General features: G+C 65.9%; 15 protein-coding genes. 5 read left to right on the top strand and 10 right to left on the bottom strand.

All coding sequences use genetic code 11. The annotated features are described in order from the left end of the window. Positions 1–25: 25 nt before the first annotated feature. From QW868_RS01390 to QW868_RS01380, 3 genes are all read right to left on the bottom strand, one after another. Positions 26–664, bottom strand: a complete 639-nt coding sequence (locus QW868_RS01390) for a hypothetical protein (RefSeq protein ID WP_316229757.1) — start codon at positions 662–664, stop codon at positions 26–28. Between the two features lie 763 nt (positions 665–1427). Further along, positions 1428–2057, bottom strand: coding sequence for an HAD family phosphatase (locus tag QW868_RS01385; RefSeq protein WP_316229756.1), 630 nt, complete (start codon positions 2055–2057; stop codon positions 1428–1430). 45 nt (positions 2058–2102) lie between these two features. Further along, positions 2103–3239 (bottom strand): alpha-hydroxy acid oxidase, encoded by a 1137-nt coding sequence (locus QW868_RS01380; protein WP_315798417.1) that lies wholly within the window; start codon positions 3237–3239, stop codon positions 2103–2105. Positions 3240–3659: 420 nt separating this feature from the next. Here QW868_RS01380 and QW868_RS01375 point away from each other — a divergent pair, with 420 nt between their 5' ends. Further along, complete coding sequence (locus tag QW868_RS01375; RefSeq protein ID WP_315738209.1) at positions 3660–4994, top strand: S41 family peptidase; 1335 nt, start codon at positions 3660–3662, stop codon at positions 4992–4994. Between the two features lie 250 nt (positions 4995–5244). Here QW868_RS01375 and QW868_RS01370 read toward each other — a convergent pair whose 3' ends face one another. The 5 genes from QW868_RS01370 to QW868_RS01350 form a co-directional block, all read right to left on the bottom strand. Then, positions 5245–7956, bottom strand: a complete 2712-nt coding sequence (locus QW868_RS01370) for an EAL domain-containing protein (protein ID WP_316229755.1) — start codon at positions 7954–7956, stop codon at positions 5245–5247. Between the two features lie 152 nt (positions 7957–8108). Beyond that, positions 8109–8603: a cyclic pyranopterin monophosphate synthase MoaC gene (moaC, locus tag QW868_RS01365; protein ID WP_316229754.1), complete on the bottom strand. Its 495-nt coding sequence runs from the start codon at positions 8601–8603 to the stop codon at positions 8109–8111. A 2-nt stretch (positions 8604–8605) separates the two neighbouring features. Then, a complete protein-coding gene (gene trpC, locus QW868_RS01360; RefSeq protein ID WP_315738206.1) occupies positions 8606–9424 on the bottom strand; it encodes an indole-3-glycerol phosphate synthase TrpC in 819 nt (272 codons plus the stop codon). A 15-nt stretch (positions 9425–9439) separates the two neighbouring features. Further along, positions 9440–10453 carry an anthranilate phosphoribosyltransferase gene (trpD, locus tag QW868_RS01355; RefSeq protein WP_315775015.1) on the bottom strand — a complete coding sequence of 338 codons (1014 nt, stop codon included), beginning with the start codon at positions 10451–10453 and terminating at the stop codon, positions 9440–9442. 20 nt (positions 10454–10473) lie between these two features. Then, the gene (locus QW868_RS01350) at positions 10474–12387 is read right to left on the bottom strand and encodes a peptidylprolyl isomerase (RefSeq protein ID WP_316229753.1); all 1914 of its coding nucleotides are present in this window, start codon (positions 12385–12387) and stop codon (positions 10474–10476) included. Between the two features lie 223 nt (positions 12388–12610). On the opposite strand from QW868_RS01350, the gene tpiA reads away from it, so the two are divergent. Next, on the top strand, positions 12611–13366 hold the full coding sequence (tpiA, locus tag QW868_RS01345) for a triose-phosphate isomerase (RefSeq protein ID WP_316229752.1): 756 nt from the start codon (positions 12611–12613) through the stop codon (positions 13364–13366). 27 nt (positions 13367–13393) lie between these two features. Here tpiA and QW868_RS01340 read toward each other — a convergent pair whose 3' ends face one another. Together QW868_RS01340 and QW868_RS01335 are read right to left on the bottom strand one after the other, a co-directional pair. Continuing rightward, positions 13394–13921: a GNAT family N-acetyltransferase gene (locus QW868_RS01340; protein ID WP_316229751.1), complete on the bottom strand. Its 528-nt coding sequence runs from the start codon at positions 13919–13921 to the stop codon at positions 13394–13396. Between the two features lie 2 nt (positions 13922–13923). After that, a complete protein-coding gene (locus QW868_RS01335; protein WP_315738201.1) occupies positions 13924–14490 on the bottom strand; it encodes an XRE family transcriptional regulator in 567 nt (188 codons plus the stop codon). A gap of 210 nt (positions 14491–14700) precedes the next feature. On the opposite strand from QW868_RS01335, the gene secG reads away from it, so the two are divergent. The 3 genes from secG (at position 14701) to QW868_RS01320 (ending at position 17279) form a co-directional block, all read left to right on the top strand. After that, positions 14701–15084, top strand: coding sequence for a preprotein translocase subunit SecG (gene secG, locus QW868_RS01330; RefSeq protein ID WP_315798413.1), 384 nt, complete (start codon positions 14701–14703; stop codon positions 15082–15084). A 167-nt stretch (positions 15085–15251) separates the two neighbouring features. Then, positions 15252–16883: a CTP synthase gene (locus tag QW868_RS01325; protein ID WP_315775009.1), complete on the top strand. Its 1632-nt coding sequence runs from the start codon at positions 15252–15254 to the stop codon at positions 16881–16883. A 69-nt stretch (positions 16884–16952) separates the two neighbouring features. Then, positions 16953–17279 carry an NIPSNAP family protein gene (locus QW868_RS01320; protein WP_315780165.1) on the top strand — a complete coding sequence of 109 codons (327 nt, stop codon included), beginning with the start codon at positions 16953–16955 and terminating at the stop codon, positions 17277–17279. The last annotated feature ends 107 nt before the right edge of the window (positions 17280–17386 follow it).

Genomic DNA, 17386 nt, shown 5'->3' with positions numbered 1-17386 from the left:
CGTCGCGCGGACGGCCTGCACCGCGTTAGAGCGGATGCCGAATCCAGACATTCGGCTCGACATAGGCGGCATGGTCGTGCTCGACCGACGCGAGCACGGGCACGAGAGCAGCGGGGACCTCGATCTCACCCGAGCGATCGAAGGTCACGCCGGTCCATTGCGACCACTCGGCAAGCGTGCCGACGATGGTCATCGAGCACGGCGCGATCTTGACGATCTCGCCACCGATGCCGAGGTGCGTGCGCAGCCAGGAATCGACCAATCGGCCGTCTTCGCGCCGCTGATCGAGATAGGCGCGCATCGGCGTCCGCGGCGCCAGATGTTTCTGGTTCGGTCGCACCGGCGCATACAGCTCGGCAAAACCTTTGGCGCGTGCGCAGCCTTTCAGAGCCGCGAGCATGGCGAGCGAGCTGCCGGGCACGCGCGCCTTCGGCAGCAGCGCAATCTCCAGCGCGCTCATCGTCGTCGGCCGCCGTCCCAGCAGGCGGTCCTCGTGACCCCAGCGGATCACCTCGTCCCAGCCCGCATCCGGCAGCGTGCGGCGGCCGTCGATGCCGAAGGTGAAGGGGACGGCGAAGGCGCGCCCGACCACCTCGTCACCGGCGAGCGCCACGTAGGCGCAGTCCGCATATTGGTCGAACACGGGCGAGTCGAAGTACAACATCGCCGTCCGGTCTTGACGCATGAACTCGAGCTAAAGACCATCGAGCCCGGGCGAGAACACGCGCGGGATCAGGTCGGCCGATCACGCAAACAAATGATGTCGAGGGGCATTCGGTTCTTCCGGGCGGCGGGGCGTGCAGGAGCGGACAGCTTAGGCGGTCGGGTCGTCTGCGACCAGCGGATGCGGCGGGAGACGGGCCGGATCGCGCCCTTGCCGGCGGTCGAATTTAGGATTCGCTTTTTCGGAAAAGTCTGCTATGCTGATTTGGTCCCGTGCTCGACAGGAGGGGCGCTTCGCGATCGTCACGGACGTGGAGCGCGGGATGCGGTGGCCGCGACGTGTCGCAGCGTGCCCTGATGGCGCGCGGACGAACGGCATGGCGCGGACGTGAAGTCGCGTGGTCCTGGCATCCCGAAGCTGATGCCAAGCCGGCGGGTGATGATGATCCCGACGGCGACGGTGGCCAACAAGCCGGGCACCGGGGAGATCGCGTATAAACGTGAAGACCATCGCGCAGGGAATGCCGGATGTCGGCTGGACCTGTGGTGACTGCCGCCTGCTTTTTTTCTGCAGGCGGGCCATGGGTTGCGGCCAGCAGCCCGGCATTCCCTGCGCCCTCCGATTGGAGGAGGGTGAGATGAGAGCAGCAAAGCTCGGGCACATCGTGTCGCGAGAACTATTTTGCATGAGTGGCACCGTCATTGCGAGCGCAGCCTTTCAGAACGTCACGCCGCTGGCCATGACGCACCCTTGCGCGATGCGATCAGATCCCGAGCGCCTCCAGCGCCGCGGCGATGTCGGCCGTCGAGCGCACCAGCACCGCCTGCAGCCCGCTGGCCCGCGCGCCGTCGATGTTTTCAGCGAGGTCGTCGAAGAACAGGATGCGCTCGGCCGGCGCGCCGATCGCCCGCACCACGTGATCATACGCCTCGGCATCCGGCTTTCGCAGGCCGATCGACGACGACAGGAAGATCTCGCGAAAGTGACCAAGCAGGTCGGCGTAGCGCGGCGAGAAGTGATCGATGTGCGGCTGGTTGGTGTTGGAGAAGGCATAGAGCGGCAGTTTCTCCGCCGCGCGTGCGAGCAGCGGGACGATGCCCGGCATCGGACCGACGAAGATCGCGTTCCAGCCCTCGAGAAACTGCGCGTCGGTGATGTCGATGCCGAGCTGCCGGCGCAGGTTGGCGAAGAACGCGGCGTCGGAGACCGTGCCGCGCTCGTGGCCGTGATAGATCTCGTCGCGCACGAAGCGCGCGGCGAGATGCTCCGGCGCGCAGCCGGCATGCGCGGCCCAGCGCGAGACGACCTGGACGAAATCGATGTCGATGACGACGCGGCCGAGATCGAACAGCAGCGCGTCGGCGTCGCCGGGGCGGAGAGCGGAGGAGGGCATGGAGGGGGGCGTCGATGGCTGGCGTTGAACGGAAGGGCCTCCGCCTCAATAACGGTAGGGCTCGATGTCGACCAGCGGAAACGCGCTGACGACGCTCGGCTGGTTGGTGGCGGTTGCCGGATGCAGGTAGGAGCCGTTGAGCTCGGCGAACGAGGTGACGCCGAGCAGGCCGAGCGCGCGGATGACCTCGTCCTCCAGCAGCTCGAGCATGCGCAGGATGCCGTCCTCGCCGGCCGCGGCGAGCGCCCAGCATTGCAGCCGGCCGATGCCGACGAGGTCGGCGCCGGAGGCGATCGCCTTGACGATGTCGGTGCCGCGGCAGAAGCCGCCGTCGACCATGATCTTTGCCCGGCTCTTCACGGCGGCGACGATCTCCGGCAGCACATGCATGGCTCCGCGGCCATGGTCGAGCTGGCGGCCGCCATGGTTGGAGACGTAGATCCAGTCGACGCCGTGATCGACCGCAATCTGCGCGTCCTCGGCAGTCGCGATGCCCTTGATGATCAGCGGCAGCTTGAACTTGTCCTTGATCAGCTTGACGGTGTGCCAGCTCAGCGCCTTCTGGTGGTCGCCGCCGGTCGCGCGCAGCCGGCTTTCGCGGACGTAGCGCTTGGCGATGTCGCGCTCGCGCCGGCTGTAATGGGCGGTGTCGACGGTCAGGCAGAACGCGGTGTAGCTGTTGGCGACCGCCCGGCTCACATAGTCCTCGACGAAGGCGTCGTCGCCGCGGACATAGAGCTGGAAGATTCGCAGCGCGTCGGGCGCGGCCTCGGCGGTCTTCTCCAGCCCGGGTTCCGACACCGAGCTCAGCATGTGCGCCGCTCCGAATCGGCCCGCCCCACGGGCCACGCTGGCCGCCCCTGCCGGATCGAAGATTTCGAGCGCACCGACCGGGGCCATGACCACCGGCAGGCGCAGCTTGCGTCCGAAAGTTTCGACCGAGGCATCGACCCTGGACACGTCGCGCAGCACGCGCGGACGGAACGCGATCTCGTCGAGCGCCATCCGGTTCCGACGCAGCGTGGTCTCGGTTTCGGCCCCGCCGATGATGTAGTCCCAGGCGTTCTGGTTGAGCTGGGCGCGCGCCTTGCGGATGAGCTCGTGCAGGTTCTGGAACTTCTCGTCGCTCGAGCCGAGTTCGACGTTCCGCCACCCGGCCTCGATCGGGGTCCGTTGGTTCATGTTTGCCTCCCAGCGACTGTCATGTTTGCGGTTTTGCCGCGGAGCATTGCCCATGGAGCGGGCCGGGAGCAAGCCATTCCGAACTCGAGCTTCCCGGGCGCGCGCAGGGAGCGGCGCCCCGCAGGCCCAGGCCATCAAATCGCGGCGTGGTACACGGCTCGTCGAATTGTGATCATGGGTGTCCGTGAAAGACGGGGTATGTTCAGCCGGGCTCGGCGCCGGCGCAGCCTTGAGCTTGATTTCAGCCTGTGAACGTCCATTTCGGATGCGAGCGCCGGCGGTCGGGCCCCGGTACGGCGGCGCAATATCGGCCTTGAAGAAACCGGAAATGTGGTGTGTGTTCGCAACACAAATCGCGCCGGCAATGCGTGCGGACCATTTGATCGGCCGGCCATCCAACAAACGCTCGGGAAGCAAACAATGCGGAAAAACTGGCTGTTCTTGGCGGGCACGATGACCGGCGTCGGGCTGACCCTGATGGTCACGGGTCCCGACGGCGCGCAACTCGTTGCGAAGGCCAAGGCCGCGGCCGGCATGGCCGACACCTATTCGCAGCTCAATCTGTTCGGCGCGGTGTTCGAGCGCGTTCGCGCCGACTATGTCGAGAAGCCGAGCGATCCCGCGCTGATCGAAGGCGCCATCAACGGCATGGTGTCCTCGCTCGATCCGCATTCGCGCTACATGAACGACAAGTCCTGGCGCGACATGCAGGAGACCACGTCCGGCGAGTTCGGCGGACTCGGTCTCGAGGTCACCATGGAGGAGGGCCTGGTCAAGGTCGTCGCGCCGATCGATGACACGCCCGCGTCCAAGGCCGGCGTTCTCTCGGGCGATCTCATCGCCAAGATCGACGGCGAGGCGGTGCAGGGACTGACGCTCGAGCAGGCCGTCGCCAAGATGAAGGGCGGCGTCAACACCAAGACCAAGCTTACCATCATGCGCAAGGGCAAGGACGCACCGCTCGACGTTACGCTGACGCGCGAGATCATCAAGGTGCGCCCGGTCCGCTATCACACCGAAGGCGGCGACATCGGCTATATCCGCATCACATCCTTCAACGAGCAGACCACCGAGAGCCTGCGCAAGGCCGTCGCCAGCATCTCCAAGGACATTCCGCAGGAGAAGCTCGCCGGCTACGTGGTCGACCTGCGCAACAATCCGGGCGGCCTGCTCGATCAGGCGGTGTCGGTCTCCAGCACGTTCCTCTCGCGAGGCGAGGTGGTTTCGACCCGCGGCCGCAATCCTGAGGAGACGCAGCGCTTCACCGCACGCGGCGGCGATCTCACCAAGGGCAAGCCGCTCGTGGTGCTGATCAACGGCGGCTCGGCCTCGGCGTCGGAGATCGTGGCGGGCGCGCTGCACGATCACAAGCGTGCAACCCTGGTCGGCACGCGCTCGTTCGGCAAGGGTTCCGTGCAGACCATCATTCCGCTCGGCGCCGGCAATGGCGCGCTGGCGCTGACCACGGCGCGCTACTACACGCCGTCGGGACGCTCGATCCAGGCGCAGGGCATCGCGCCGGACATCGAGGTCAAGCAGGACGTGCCGGACGAGCTGAAGGATCGCGGCGATCTCAAGGGTGAGGCCGGCATGCGCGGCCATCTCTCGGCGCCCGACGGCACCGAGCAGACCGGCTCGCAGTCCTACGTTCCGCCGGACGAGAAGGACGACAAGGCGCTGCACGCCGCCTTCAACGTGCTGCGCGGCGTCACCGTGAATGCCGACGTCCGAGCCAAGGCGGCGGTGCCGAACTGATCTGCGAAGTAGGCGGGTGCGCGGCTTGCGACGCTCGATGCTCACACCCGACGGGGCGGCCCTGAGGCCGTCCCGCCGTGGTTTTCGACCAGCGTGTACAAGCGGACACGGAGTATGTCCGTCTGTGTCCCGTAGATCATGGCGGAGCCGTGGACTTCAAGCGGCGGACGGGACGACTGGTTGGTAGGGTTTGAGTTTGGCTTGTGGAAAAGCCTCAAATTGCAACGGTATTTATCGGTTCGGAACTGGCTCACGCGGCGTTGGGGCGCGAATGGCGGCCGGTTGAGGGATTAGCGCGCTGCGCGGCGAACAATTGCCCCACGTCGGCTGCGGGCTTCGGAGGGCTGAACAGATAGCCCTGCATCTCCGAGCAGCCGAGCCGCTTCAGCACCTGGCGCTGCGCCTCGGTCTCGACGCCCTCGGCGGTCGTCGACATCTTGCGGATGGCGGCGATGTTGACCACGGCCTGGACGATCGCCGCGGAGCCCTCACTCTCGGTGATGTCCTGGACGAAGCAGCGGTCGATCTTGATCTTGTCGAACGGAATGCGCTGGAGGTAGCTGAGGCTCGAATAGCCGGTGCCGAAATCGTCGAGCGCGATACGGACGCCGAGCGCGCGCAACTGGTGCAGGGTGTCGAGCGCGTCGTCGTCGCGGATCAGCACCGCTTCCGTGATCTCGAGCTCCAGCCGATGCGGCGGCAGGCCGGAGGTCGCAAGCGCATTCGCGACCTTGAGCGCCAGGGTGCCGCTCTTGAACTGCACCGGCGAGACGTTGACGGCGAGCCGGATGTCGTCCGGCCAGCTCACAGCCTCGGTACAGGCGACCTGAAGGACGCGTTCGCCGAGCAGGTTGATGAGGCCCGTGTCCTCGGCGATCGGAATGAACTCGGCCGGCGAGACGGTGCCGCGGGTCGGATGCTTCCAGCGCACCAGCGCCTCGCAGCCGACGATGCGGTCGTCCTGCAGGCTCAGACAAGGCTGGTAGTAGACCTCGAGCCGATCGTCGGCGATGGCCTGGCGCAGGTCGACCTCGAGCTGGTGGCGCGCCTTGACCTGGGCGTCCATCTCGGGCTCGAAGAAGCGCCAGGTGCGCCGTCCCGCGGCCTTGGCGGCGTACATCGCCAGATCGGCATTCTTCATGATCTGGTCGAGATCGGTGCCGTGCTCGGGGATCAGCGCCACGCCGATCGAGGCGTCGGCGGTGAGCTGATGGCCGAGGCAGTAGCGCGGGGCGCGGATCGCGCTGAGAATATCCTCGATCAGCTGTTCGACGTCCTCGCGGTTGCGGATGGCCGTCTGAACCACGGCGAACTCGTCGCCGCCGAGGCGGGCGACGAATCCCGTGGTGCCGACACAGGTGCTCAGGCTCGCCGCGACGGATTTCAACAGCTCGTCGCCGACGAGGTGGCCGAGCGAATCGTTGACGCCCTTGAACTCGTCGATGTCGATGTAGTGCAGCGCGAGGCGCCGGCCTTGGAGGACGCCGGTCAGCTCCTCCTTGAGGCGCTCGTGAAACAGGGTGCGGTTCGGCAGATCCGTCAGGGCATCATAGTGCGCCAGATGCGTGATCTGCTCCTCGGACCGTTTGCGCTCGGTAATGTCCTCGTGGGTGGCGAGCCAGCCGCCGCCCGCGATCGGCTCGTTGACGATCTGGATCCAGCGACCGTCCGTGGTCTCGATGATCTGCGAGGTCTTGCGGCCGATGTCGCGCAGCACCGCATCGGCATATTCGCCGTCGTCGCCCGCGAGCGAGCCGGTCGCCTTGCGGTGCGCGATCAACTCGCGGAACGTGCAGCCTGGTTTCACGACGTCGGCAGACAGGCCGTACATGTCGACGTAGCGCTGGTTGCTGATGACCAGGCGCTCCGATGCGTCGAACAGCAGGAGGCCTTGGGTCATGTTGTTGACGGCCTTGTCGAGCCGTTCCTTCTCCAGCGTCAAGCGGCGGCTGGAGGCGTCGTGGTCGCTGATCAACCGGCGCACCACGACGTAGAGCATGCCGGCGATCAGCAGCACCGAGGTCACGCCGACGGCGATCAGGAAGCGCATCTGCTCGCGCCAGTCGGCGAGCGCCGCCGAGACCGTCGTCGTCGCGGTCACGATCAAGGGATAGCTCGTCAGCCGGTGCGATGCGCCGATGCGGTGCTCGCCGTCGACGGGGCTGCTGAAAATGCCCGTGGTGTTGCCATCGCCGGCCAGGATCTGGCGGAAGATCGGCGCGCTCTTGTAGTTCTGGTTCTGCATGCCCTCGTGGCGTGGATGGCGGGCCAGAAGGGTTCCGTCGCGATGCATCATCGAGATCGCCGCGTCGGGCCCGAGCGCGACGGAGGCGAAGAACCGCTCGACATTGATGGGTTCGAGGCTGCGGCCGATGATGCCCAGGAACTCGCCGTTGGGACTGGTCAGCTTCAGGGCGATGACCGCGACATATGTGCCGGTGATCCGGCCCACGACCGGTTCGATCAGCAATTGCGGCGCGGTCGGATCGGCTTTCAGCCGCTTGAAAAAGGTGCGATCGGCAATATTGACGGGCGGCACCGGCCAGGCCGCTCCGGAGTTGATCAGGTTGCCGTCGGAGTCGAAGATGTTCAGACCGCCGACATAGGTCACCGCGCTCAGCTTGTCCTTCAGCATGGCATTGACGGCGGCGCTTCCCATCTGCTCCTTGAAGCGGGCGCCGGTGTCGATATGGTTCTGTCGGACGTAGTTGGCGAGATCGCGCTGGATCGCGCCGAGATCCTCCATCTGCTGATCGAAATGACGCGCCAGTAGAAGGACGGTGTTCTCCAGCTCGCGCGTCGCGCTGTTCAGCGCGCGTTCCCGGAAACTGTCGGCCATGATGGTCGTGCCGATCGCGATGGCTGCAATAAGCACGAGGCCTCCGCCGACCAGCCAGCGGATCGGTCCACCGCGGTCGGTCGAAGCTCTGAGGGCATTCCGTGGACTAGCGTTGGTCGTCATCGGTCCTGAATACGCTTGCGATAGGCGCTTCGGGATGGAACCGCTACGATGTCCCTCCCACAACCATTGCTATAGGCCCGCTATGGAAGTGAGGTTAGGAAGTTGAGTTAGCGAACAATTAATTCGAAGTTGTATTTGGTTTTCCAATACCTTCAGGCGCGATAATGCCCGGACTTGCCGCCGATCTTCTCGGTCAAATGGATACCTTCGATGCGCACGCCGCGCTCGGCGGCCTTGATCATGTCGTAGATCGTCAGGCAGGTGACGGACACGGCCGTCAGGGCTTCCATCTCGACGCCGGTCGGCCCGGTGACCTTGACGGTTGCACTGACGATGCAGCCGGGCAGCGCAGCGTCGGGGGTGATGTCGACGGTGACCTTGGAGAGCGCCAGCGGGTGGCACAGCGGAATGAGCTCGGATGTGCGCTTGGCGGCCATGATGCCGGCAATGCGGGCCGTGCCGAGTACGTCGCCCTTCTTGGCGTTGCCGGAGATGATGAGCTCGAGCGTCGCGAGACTCATCACCACGCGGCCTTCGGCTGTTGCCGTGCGCTCCGTTGCAGCCTTGTCCGACACGTCGACCATGCGGGCTTCGCCACGAGCATCGATGTGGGTGAGGGCGGGAGCGCCGGGTGACTTGTCGGACATTGTCACTCAGCCGCGCTGGCGGAGGCGGCATCGCGCGCGAGCAACGCGCGGGTCGCCGCCGTGACGTCCGCCTGCCGCATCAGGCTCTCGCCGACCAGGAAGGTCTGGATGCCGACGCGCGCCAGGCGCGCGAGATCGGCCGGCGTGAAGATGCCGCTCTCGCCGACCAGCAGACGCTCCTTCGGGACCAGCGGCGCCAGCGTCTCGGAGGTCGCCAGCGTGGTCTCGAAGGTGCGCAGGTTGCGGTTGTTGATGCCGATCATCGGCGAGCGCAGCTTCAGCGCGCGATCGAGCTCGGCGCGATCATGGATCTCGATCAGCACATCCATGCCGTGGGCGAGCGCGGCGGCCTCGATCTCCGCAGCCGCGGCGTCATCGAGCGCGGCCATGATGATCAGGATGCAGTCGGCGCCATGAGCGCGAGCCTCGACCACCTGATAGGTGTCGAACATGAAGTCCTTGCGCAGCACGGGCAGGGCGGTCGCGGCGCGTGCGGCGACCATGAAGTCCAGATGGCCCTGGAACGACGGCGTGTCGGTCAGCACCGAGAGGCAGGCCGCGCCGCCGGCCTCATAGGCCCTGGCGAGAACAGGCGGATCGAAATCGGCGCGGATCAACCCCTTCGACGGTGAAGCCTTCTTCACCTCCGCGATCAGCGCGTAGTCGCGGTTCGCATGCTTGGCTCGGATCGCCGCGACGAAGCCGCGCGGCGCTGAGGCATCACGCGCTCGCGCCTCGAGATCCGACAGCGGGCACGCCCGCTTGGCGGCCGCGATCTCCTCGCGCTTATAGGCTTCGATCTTGGCCAGGATATCCGACATGGCGCGCTCCGCAGATCAGTCGTTCGAGACGTCGATCAGCTGCTTCAGCCGCGCTGCTGCGGCGCCGCTGTCGAGCGAATCCCGGCCGATTGCGACGCCTTCCTTCAGCGTCTTGGCGCGGCCGGAGACAACCAGCGCCGCCGCGGCGTTCAGCAGGGCCACATCGCGATAGGGACTCGGCAGGCCATCGAGCACACTCTGCAGCGCCACGGCGTTGGCCGCCGCGTCACCGCCCTTCAGACCATCGCTGCCGCACAGGCCAAGCCCGGCCTCCTCGGGCGAGACCTCGAAGGTACGGATATGGCCGTTCTCCAGGGCGGCGACGAAGGTCGGGCCGGTCAAGGTGATCTCGTCGAGCCCGTCGGAGCCGTGCACGACCCAGGCGGCTTCCGAGCCAAGATTCTTCAGCACCTGTGCCAACGGCTCCACCCATTGCCGCGAAAACACGCCGACCATCTGGCGCCTGACGCCGGCCGGATTGGACAGGGGACCGAGCAGATTGAAGATCGTGCGAGTGGCGAGCTCGACCCGGGTCGGACCGACGTTCTTCATCGCCGGATGATGCGCGGGCGCGAACATGAAGCCGATGCCGGCCTCACGCACGCAGCGTCCGACCTGGTCGGGCTTCAGATCGATCTTGACGCCGAGCGCGGCGAGCACGTCGGCTGCGCCCGAGCGCGACGACAGCGCGCGGTTGCCGTGCTTGGCGACCGGCACGCCGGCGCCGGCCACGATGAAGGAGGCGCAGGTCGAGACGTTGACCGAGCCAGAGCCGTCACCGCCGGTGCCGACGATGTCGACCGCGCTCGCCGGCGCGTCGACGCGCAGCATCTTCGCCCGCATCACGCTGACGGCGCCGGTGATCTCCTCGACCGTCTCGCCGCGCACACGCAGCGCCATCAGCAGCGCGCCCATCTGCGACGGCGTCGCCTCGCCCGACATCATGCTGTCGAAGGCGGACGCCGCCTCCTCGCGGGACAGCGGCGCGCCGGTCGCCAACTTGCCAATGATCGACTTGAGATCGTCCATCGCGTGCCCCTAGCGATCCGTCATTGGTTGCTGCTGCCGCCGCCGACCACCTGGGCCACGGCAGCCTCGTTGATCGTCGTCCCGATGTCCTTCTCGAGCTTCATGACATAGGCCGTGCCTTGCTCGTCGGCGAGCGCGCGCTGCAACTGGTCCTTCAGCTTCTTGGTGTCTTCGGACGCGAGGTCGACCTTCGGCTCGATGATGTCGGTGACACGGAACACAATCCACTGCCGGCCGCCATCAGCCTCGGTCTGGCCGACGCCGTCCTTCGCCGTGCGGAATGCGGCGGTGATCGCTCCGGTGGGGACGCCGGGAACCGAGGCGTCGCGCTTGAACGCGCTGGCCGTCTCGACCTTCACGCCGAGCGATGCCGCCTCGTCGGCGAGCTTGCCGCCCTCGTTGAGCTTCTTGACCAGTTCGGTGGCCTTCGCGCGCAGCTTGGCTGCGACCTCGTCGTCGCGCCAGCGCGCGGCGACCTGATCCTTGACCTCGTCGAGGGGGCGATCGCGCGGCGGGGTGATGCCGAGAACCTCGAACCAGACAGAGCCGCCGCGGAACGAGATCGGCTCGTTGTCGACACCGACGTCGCTGTTGAAGGCCTGCGCAACGACATCCAGGCCAAGCGGGATGTTCGAAACGGGCTGGCCGTTGGGTTGCTTGCCGGACCTGTCGACCGCTTCGAGCGTGACGGCATTGAGACCGAGCTTCTTGGCGGCCTCTGACACGCTGGCGCCACCGCCGCGCTCGTCTTCCATCTTGTCGCGAAGATTGGCGACTTGCGACTTGGCGCGGTCGGCTGCGATCTCTTTCTTGATGTCGGCAGCGACGCTCTCATATTCTGGCTGTTGGCCCGGCTGAATCGCGCTGACCTTGACCAGCGCCACGTTGAACGCGCCTTTGACCGGCTGGCTGACCTCGCCGGTCGGCAGCGAGAAGGCGGTATCGGCAACGACAGGGTCGAGAATCGCCGATTTCGTCACCAGACCGAGATCGAGATCGGCTGGGTTGAGGTTGCGCTCCTTGGCGAGCTCGTCGAACGTGACTTCACCCGCGGCGATCCGGGCGCGCGCCGCTTGTGCCTCCTCCATGGTGGAGAAGGTCATCTGCTGGACTTGGCGCTTCTCCGGCGTGCCCATCAGCGCCTTGCGCTGGTCGAACAGCTTCCTGGCGTCCTCGTCAGAAACGTCGGTCCACTTGCCGATCTCTTCGGGCGTCACCACGACGAAGGAGATCTTGCGATATTCCGGCGCCTTGAACTGGGCTTTGTGCTCTTCGAAATAGGACGCGAGAACCTCGGGCGAGGGCGCATCGATGGTGCCGGCCTGCGCCGCGTCGAGCTTGATGTAATCGATCGAGCGCTGCTCGTTCTGGAAGCGGCCGAGCGCCTCGAGCATCGTGTTGGACGGCTCCAGCCCGGCCGCGATCGTGCCGGTGATCTGCCGCCGCAGCGACTGTCGGCGCTGGTCAGCCAGATAGCGCTGCTCGGTGAAGCCGAAATTGCGGATGATGGCCTGGAAACGCTGCGGGTCGAACGCCCCGTTCGGGCCCTTGAAGTTGGGATCGCTGAGGATCACCCGCATGGTCTCCGCATCGGACTGGGCGAGACCGAGACGGCGGGCCTGCTCGTCGAGGGCGGCTTCCGCAATCGTCTGCTGCAGAACGGAGCGGTCGAGCCCGAACATGCGGGCCTGCTCGGTGGTCAGCGGACGGCCGAGCTGGCGGCCGATCTGCTGCAGCCGGTCGGTATAGATCTGCCGGAACTCGTTGACCGAGATCTCCGTGCGTCCCACGGTTGCAGCCGTCGATTGCCCGAAGCCGCGGAAGATGTCGGCGATGCCCCAGATGCCGAAACTGACGATCAAAACGCCCATGACCACCGCCATGATGGTCTTGCCGAGCCAGTTTGATGAGGCCTTGCGTAATCCTCGAAGCATGGGTCCCAGTCTGTCTGCAGGAAAAAGGATGAAGAGGCCGCGCCTTAAAGCAGATTCCGCAAAAGGCCGTCACCGAGTTGAAACGGCTTATAAAGAGGCCGCCGCCCGGTCGCAACCTCGGCCCTGAGGCCGATTGAAGCGGTGGGAAGACGGCTCCCGCTCTGGTGCTCGTCGAAGGGCTCTGCTAGCCGATGTCCGTCACAACATTTGCTGGAATCCCGCCATGACCGACCGCATCCGGCCGCTGATCGCCGGCAACTGGAAAATGAACGGCCTGAAGGCCTCGACCGCCGAGTTCGACGCCATGCTGGCCGGAGCCGCCGAGGTCACCGGCAAGGCCGATCTGCTGGTCTGTCCGCCCGCCACTCTGGTGGCAGGCTTTGCCGAGAGGGCACGCGGCACCCACGCGATCGCGGTCGGGGCCCAGGATTGCCACCCCAAGGCGTCGGGAGCCCATACCGGGGACATCTCGGCGGAGATGCTGGCCGATGCCGGCGCCAGCGCCATCATCGTCGGCCATTCCGAACGGCGCGCCGATCATGGCGAAACCGATGTTGTGGTGCACCAGAAGACCGAGGCGGTGTGGCGCGCCGGATTGGTCGCGATCGTTTGCGTCGGCGAAACCCAGCAGCAGCGCGATGCCGGGCAGACGCTCGACATCCTGCGCGGCCAGCTCAACCTCAGTCTGCCGCAGGGCTCACGGGCCGACAACCTGGTCGTGGCCTATGAGCCGATCTGGGCGATCGGCACCGGCCTGACCCCGACCGCCAAGGATGTCGAGCAGATTCATGCCTTTATCAGAGAGCTGCTGATCGATCGCTTCAAGCAGGAGGGAGCGCGGACGCGCATCCTCTATGGCGGCTCGGTGAAGCCCTCCAATGCGGCCGAGCTGATGGCGGTCGCGAATGTCAACGGCGCGCTGGTCGGCGGCGCCAGCCTGAAAGCCTCGGACTTTCTCGCCATTGCGAAGGGCTGTTGAGAAGCGACGTGAGCGAAAGCGCGCGCCTCAGTCCGCCTGTTCGATTCGCTTCCAATAGATCTTCGTGCCGGTGAGGCCGCCATGCGGCTTCAAGGCATAGTCCGGAATGGTTCCGCTCAGCTGGAAGCCGACGCTTTCATAGAGCTGTGAGGCGCCCCCATCCTCGGCGGTATCGAGGACCAGCATCGTCCGCCCATGCGCGCGGGCGAGGTTTTCGGCCGCGGTCAGCAGCGCGGTCGCGATTCCGCGTTTGCGGTGGCTGATGCGCGTCATCATCTTTGCGATCTCGGCGCGGTGCGGCTGGTTTGGCGGCAGCTTCAGCTGTAGCGTCACGGTGGCGATCACATCCTCTCCATCGAAGGCGCCAAGAACGGCTCGTTCGCCGCGCGCCGCGGCCGACAGCGATTCCCGCCAGAACGCGTCGGCATCCTCCTCACGAAGCGGGTGCATGAAGCTGACCGAGCCACCATGGGCGACCGTTTCGATCAGCATTGCGCGAAGCGCAGCCCGGATTGCCGGCGTATCTGACAGGGCCGCGATTCGGGGCGGGGACATTCTCAACTCCTGGCAAGGGCGACGACGTAGACGCAGGGCGCGTCGGTCTCATTGGCAAAGGTGGTGTCGATCGGTGGGCCGAAGCCGAGGCAGTCGCCCGGCCCGAGCACGTGGCGTTCCGCGCCTTCCGTGATGGTCAATTGCCCGCTCTGAACCCAGAGGAGCTGGCGGATGTGGATGTAGGAGGAGGCCGGCAAGGTCACGCTGCGGTGCGCCGGCATCTCGACGGTCACCAATTCGATCGGATGATCCGGCCTGAGAAAGACCTGGCGCCTGACGTAGCCCGTGTCCGGGTCGCGCCAGACCGGCTGCTCGGCGGCCTTGGACAGGCGCTCCGACTGGGCTTCGGCGCGGAGCATCAAGCCGGCCAGCGTGAGATCGAAAGCGCTTGCGAGCTTGACCAGGATCACCGCGGTCGGGCTGACTTCGGCACGCTCGATCTTGCTGATGGTCGCCTTCGACACGCCAGAGCGTTCGGCGAGGTCGGCCAGCGACCACCCACGGCCGTCCCGTTCCAGCAGCAGGCGACGGGCGAGCCTCTGGCTGAAATCGTCTATTATTTGATCCATTTGTCTCTAATAGTGGATATTGGAGCGGCCGGCAAGTGTCGACCCGGGGGGCGACGTCGGTGCTTGTGCGAAGCGCGGTTGCGATTATCTGCGGGGTGGCTTTGCTCGACATGATCGTGTAACACCGCGCAAATTTCCGAATAGCCCGCGAAGCTCTCGCGATCCCGGCCCCCGGTCGGGGCCTGCGAGGGCTTGTGACGGAAGGTCACCATGCAGACTGTCTTGATCGTCATCCACCTCATGATTGTCGCCGTCCTGATCGGTACGGTGCTGTTACAGAAATCCGAGGGCGGTGGCCTTGGCATGGGCGGCGGCGCCGGCTTCATGTCGAGCCGCGGCACGGCCAACCTGCTAACGCGCACGACCGCGATCCTGGCACTCCTCTTCTTCCTCACCAGCCTGGCGCTGACTTGGCTCGCGGGTCTGGATCGCAAGCCGACCTCGATTCTCAACAACCTGCCGGGGCAGACCCAGTCAGGCGGAGCGACCCCAGCGGCGCCGACCGCGGGCGGCGTGCTCGACCAGCTCAAGAAGGCCGACGAGCAGCAGGCACCCGCGGCTCCGGCTGCGCCGCAGGCCCCGCAGTCGCAATAACGCGGGCAAGCCATGCAGGAACGCAATTGGCATCCTGCGTCATGAGGCGGTCTCAAGTACCTGAGACCATTAATATTTTGAAGTAACCCACAGGCCCGCGACAGCGTTGCGGGCTGCAAGCGATTCGTTTTGGCGAATCGAGCGCGCGGCATTAAAGGTAGGGTCCCATGGCGCGGTACATCTTCATCACCGGCGGCGTGGTTTCCTCGCTCGGAAAGGGTCTGGCTTCAGCCGCGTTAGGCGCGCTGCTGCAGGCCCGCGGCTACAAGGTCCGGCTTCGCAAGCTCGACCCCTATCTCAACCTCGATCCAGGCACGATGTCGCCGTATCAGCACGGCGAAGTGTTCGTGACCGATGACGGCGCCGAGACCGATCTCGATCTCGGCCATTATGAACGCTTCACCGGCCGTCCGGCGACCAAGGCCGACAACATCACCACGGGCCGGATCTACCAGGACATCCTGACCAAGGAGCGGCGCGGCGACTATCTCGGCGCGACCATCCAGGTCGTCCCGCACGTGACGAATGCGATCAAGGATTTCGTCCTGTCCGGGAATGACGAGTACGATTTCGTGCTGGTCGAGATCGGCGGCACCGTCGGCGACATCGAGGGCCTGCCGTTCTTCGAGGCGATCCGGCAGCTCGGCAACGAGCTGCCGCGCCATCACGCGATCTACATCCATCTCACGCTGCTGCCCTACATCCCGAGCGCCGGCGAGTTGAAGACCAAGCCGACGCAGCATTCGGTCAAGGAGCTGCGCTCGATCGGCATCCAGCCGGACATCCTGCTGTGCCGCACCGACCGCCCGATCCCGAAGGAGGAACGGCGCAAGCTCGGCCTGTTCTGCAACGTGCGTGAAAGCGCCGTCATCGAGGCGCGTGACGTCGACAACATCTATGCCGTGCCGGAGGCCTATCATGCCGCCGGCCTCGACGACGAGGTGCTGGCCGCGTTCGGCATCGAGCCGCGGGTGCCGCCGGCGCTGGCGAGCTGGCACACGATCAACGAACGCGTCCGCAATCCCGAAGGTGACGTGACGATCGCGATCGTCGGCAAGTACACCGGCATGAAGGATGCCTATAAGTCGCTGATCGAGGCGCTCTCTCACGGCGGGATCGCCAACAAGGTCCGCGTCAAGCTCGACTGGATCGAGAGCGAGGTGTTCGAGAACGAAGACCCGGCGCCATTCCTCGAGCACGTCAACGGCATCCTGGTGCCCGGCGGCTTCGGCCAGCGCGGCGCCGAGGGCAAGATCCGCGCGGCGCGGTTCGCGCGGGAGCGTGACGTGCCGTATTTCGGCATCTGCTTCGGCATGCAGATGGCGGTGATCGAGGCGGCGCGCAATCTCGTCGGCATCACCGAGGCCAACTCGACCGAGTTCGGTCCGACGCCGGAGCCGCTCGTCGGCCTGATGACGGAATGGCTGCGCGGCAACGAGCTGGAGAAGCGCTCCAAGAGCGGCGATCTCGGCGGCACGATGCGGCTCGGCGCCTATCCTGCGGCGCTCAAGCGCGGCAGCCGCGTCTCCGAGGTCTATGGCGGCGCCACCGAGATCTCCGAGCGCCATCGCCACCGCTACGAGGTCAACACCGCCTACAAGGACCGGCTCGAGCAGCACGGTCTGAAGTTCTCCGGCCTGTCGCCGGACGGCGTGCTGCCGGAGATCGTGGAATACGAGGACCATCCCTGGTTCATTGGCGTGCAATTCCATCCCGAGCTGAAGTCGCGCCCGTTCGAGCCGCATCCCTTGTTCGCGTCCTTCATCCAGGCGGCGATGGTGCAGTCGCGGCTGGTCTGACGACCGTCTTTGACGGTGTGGCCGAATATTGCGAGAACGCTCCCGATCCAACAGATCAGGGAGTGACCAATGATCTACGAGAGCCGCATCTATCGCTGCATTCCGGGCCGGCTGCCGGCGCTGCTGAAGCGCTTCGAGACCACGACGCTGAAGCTGTGGGAGAAGCATGGCATCCGCCCGGTCGGCTTCTTCACGACCCTGATCGGCGAATCCAACCAGGACCTGACCTATTTCCTGGCCTGGGAATCGCTCGCCGAGCGCGAGACCAAGTGGACCAAGTTCATGACCGATCCCGATTGGATCGCGGCGCGCGCCAAGAGCGAGGAGGACGGCCAGATCGTCGCCAACATCACCAGCCAGTTCCTGGTGCCGACGGCGTTCTCGGCGTTGAACTAGAGCCCGGGCAGGGGCGGGGATGACCGATCCCCGCAACCCTGCTATTCGCGGGCACACGCCGGGTTGATCCGGACGCCAGCGCTGGGCCATGGTCGCGCGCTCACATG

Origin of the sequence: Bradyrhizobium sp. SZCCHNR1051 (assembly GCF_032489615.1) — a bacterium.
Taxonomy (GTDB): Bacteria; Pseudomonadota; Alphaproteobacteria; order Rhizobiales; family Xanthobacteraceae; genus Bradyrhizobium.
The sequence above is the reverse complement of the archived record's forward strand: the minus strand, read 5'-3'. Positions and strand labels throughout refer to the sequence as shown.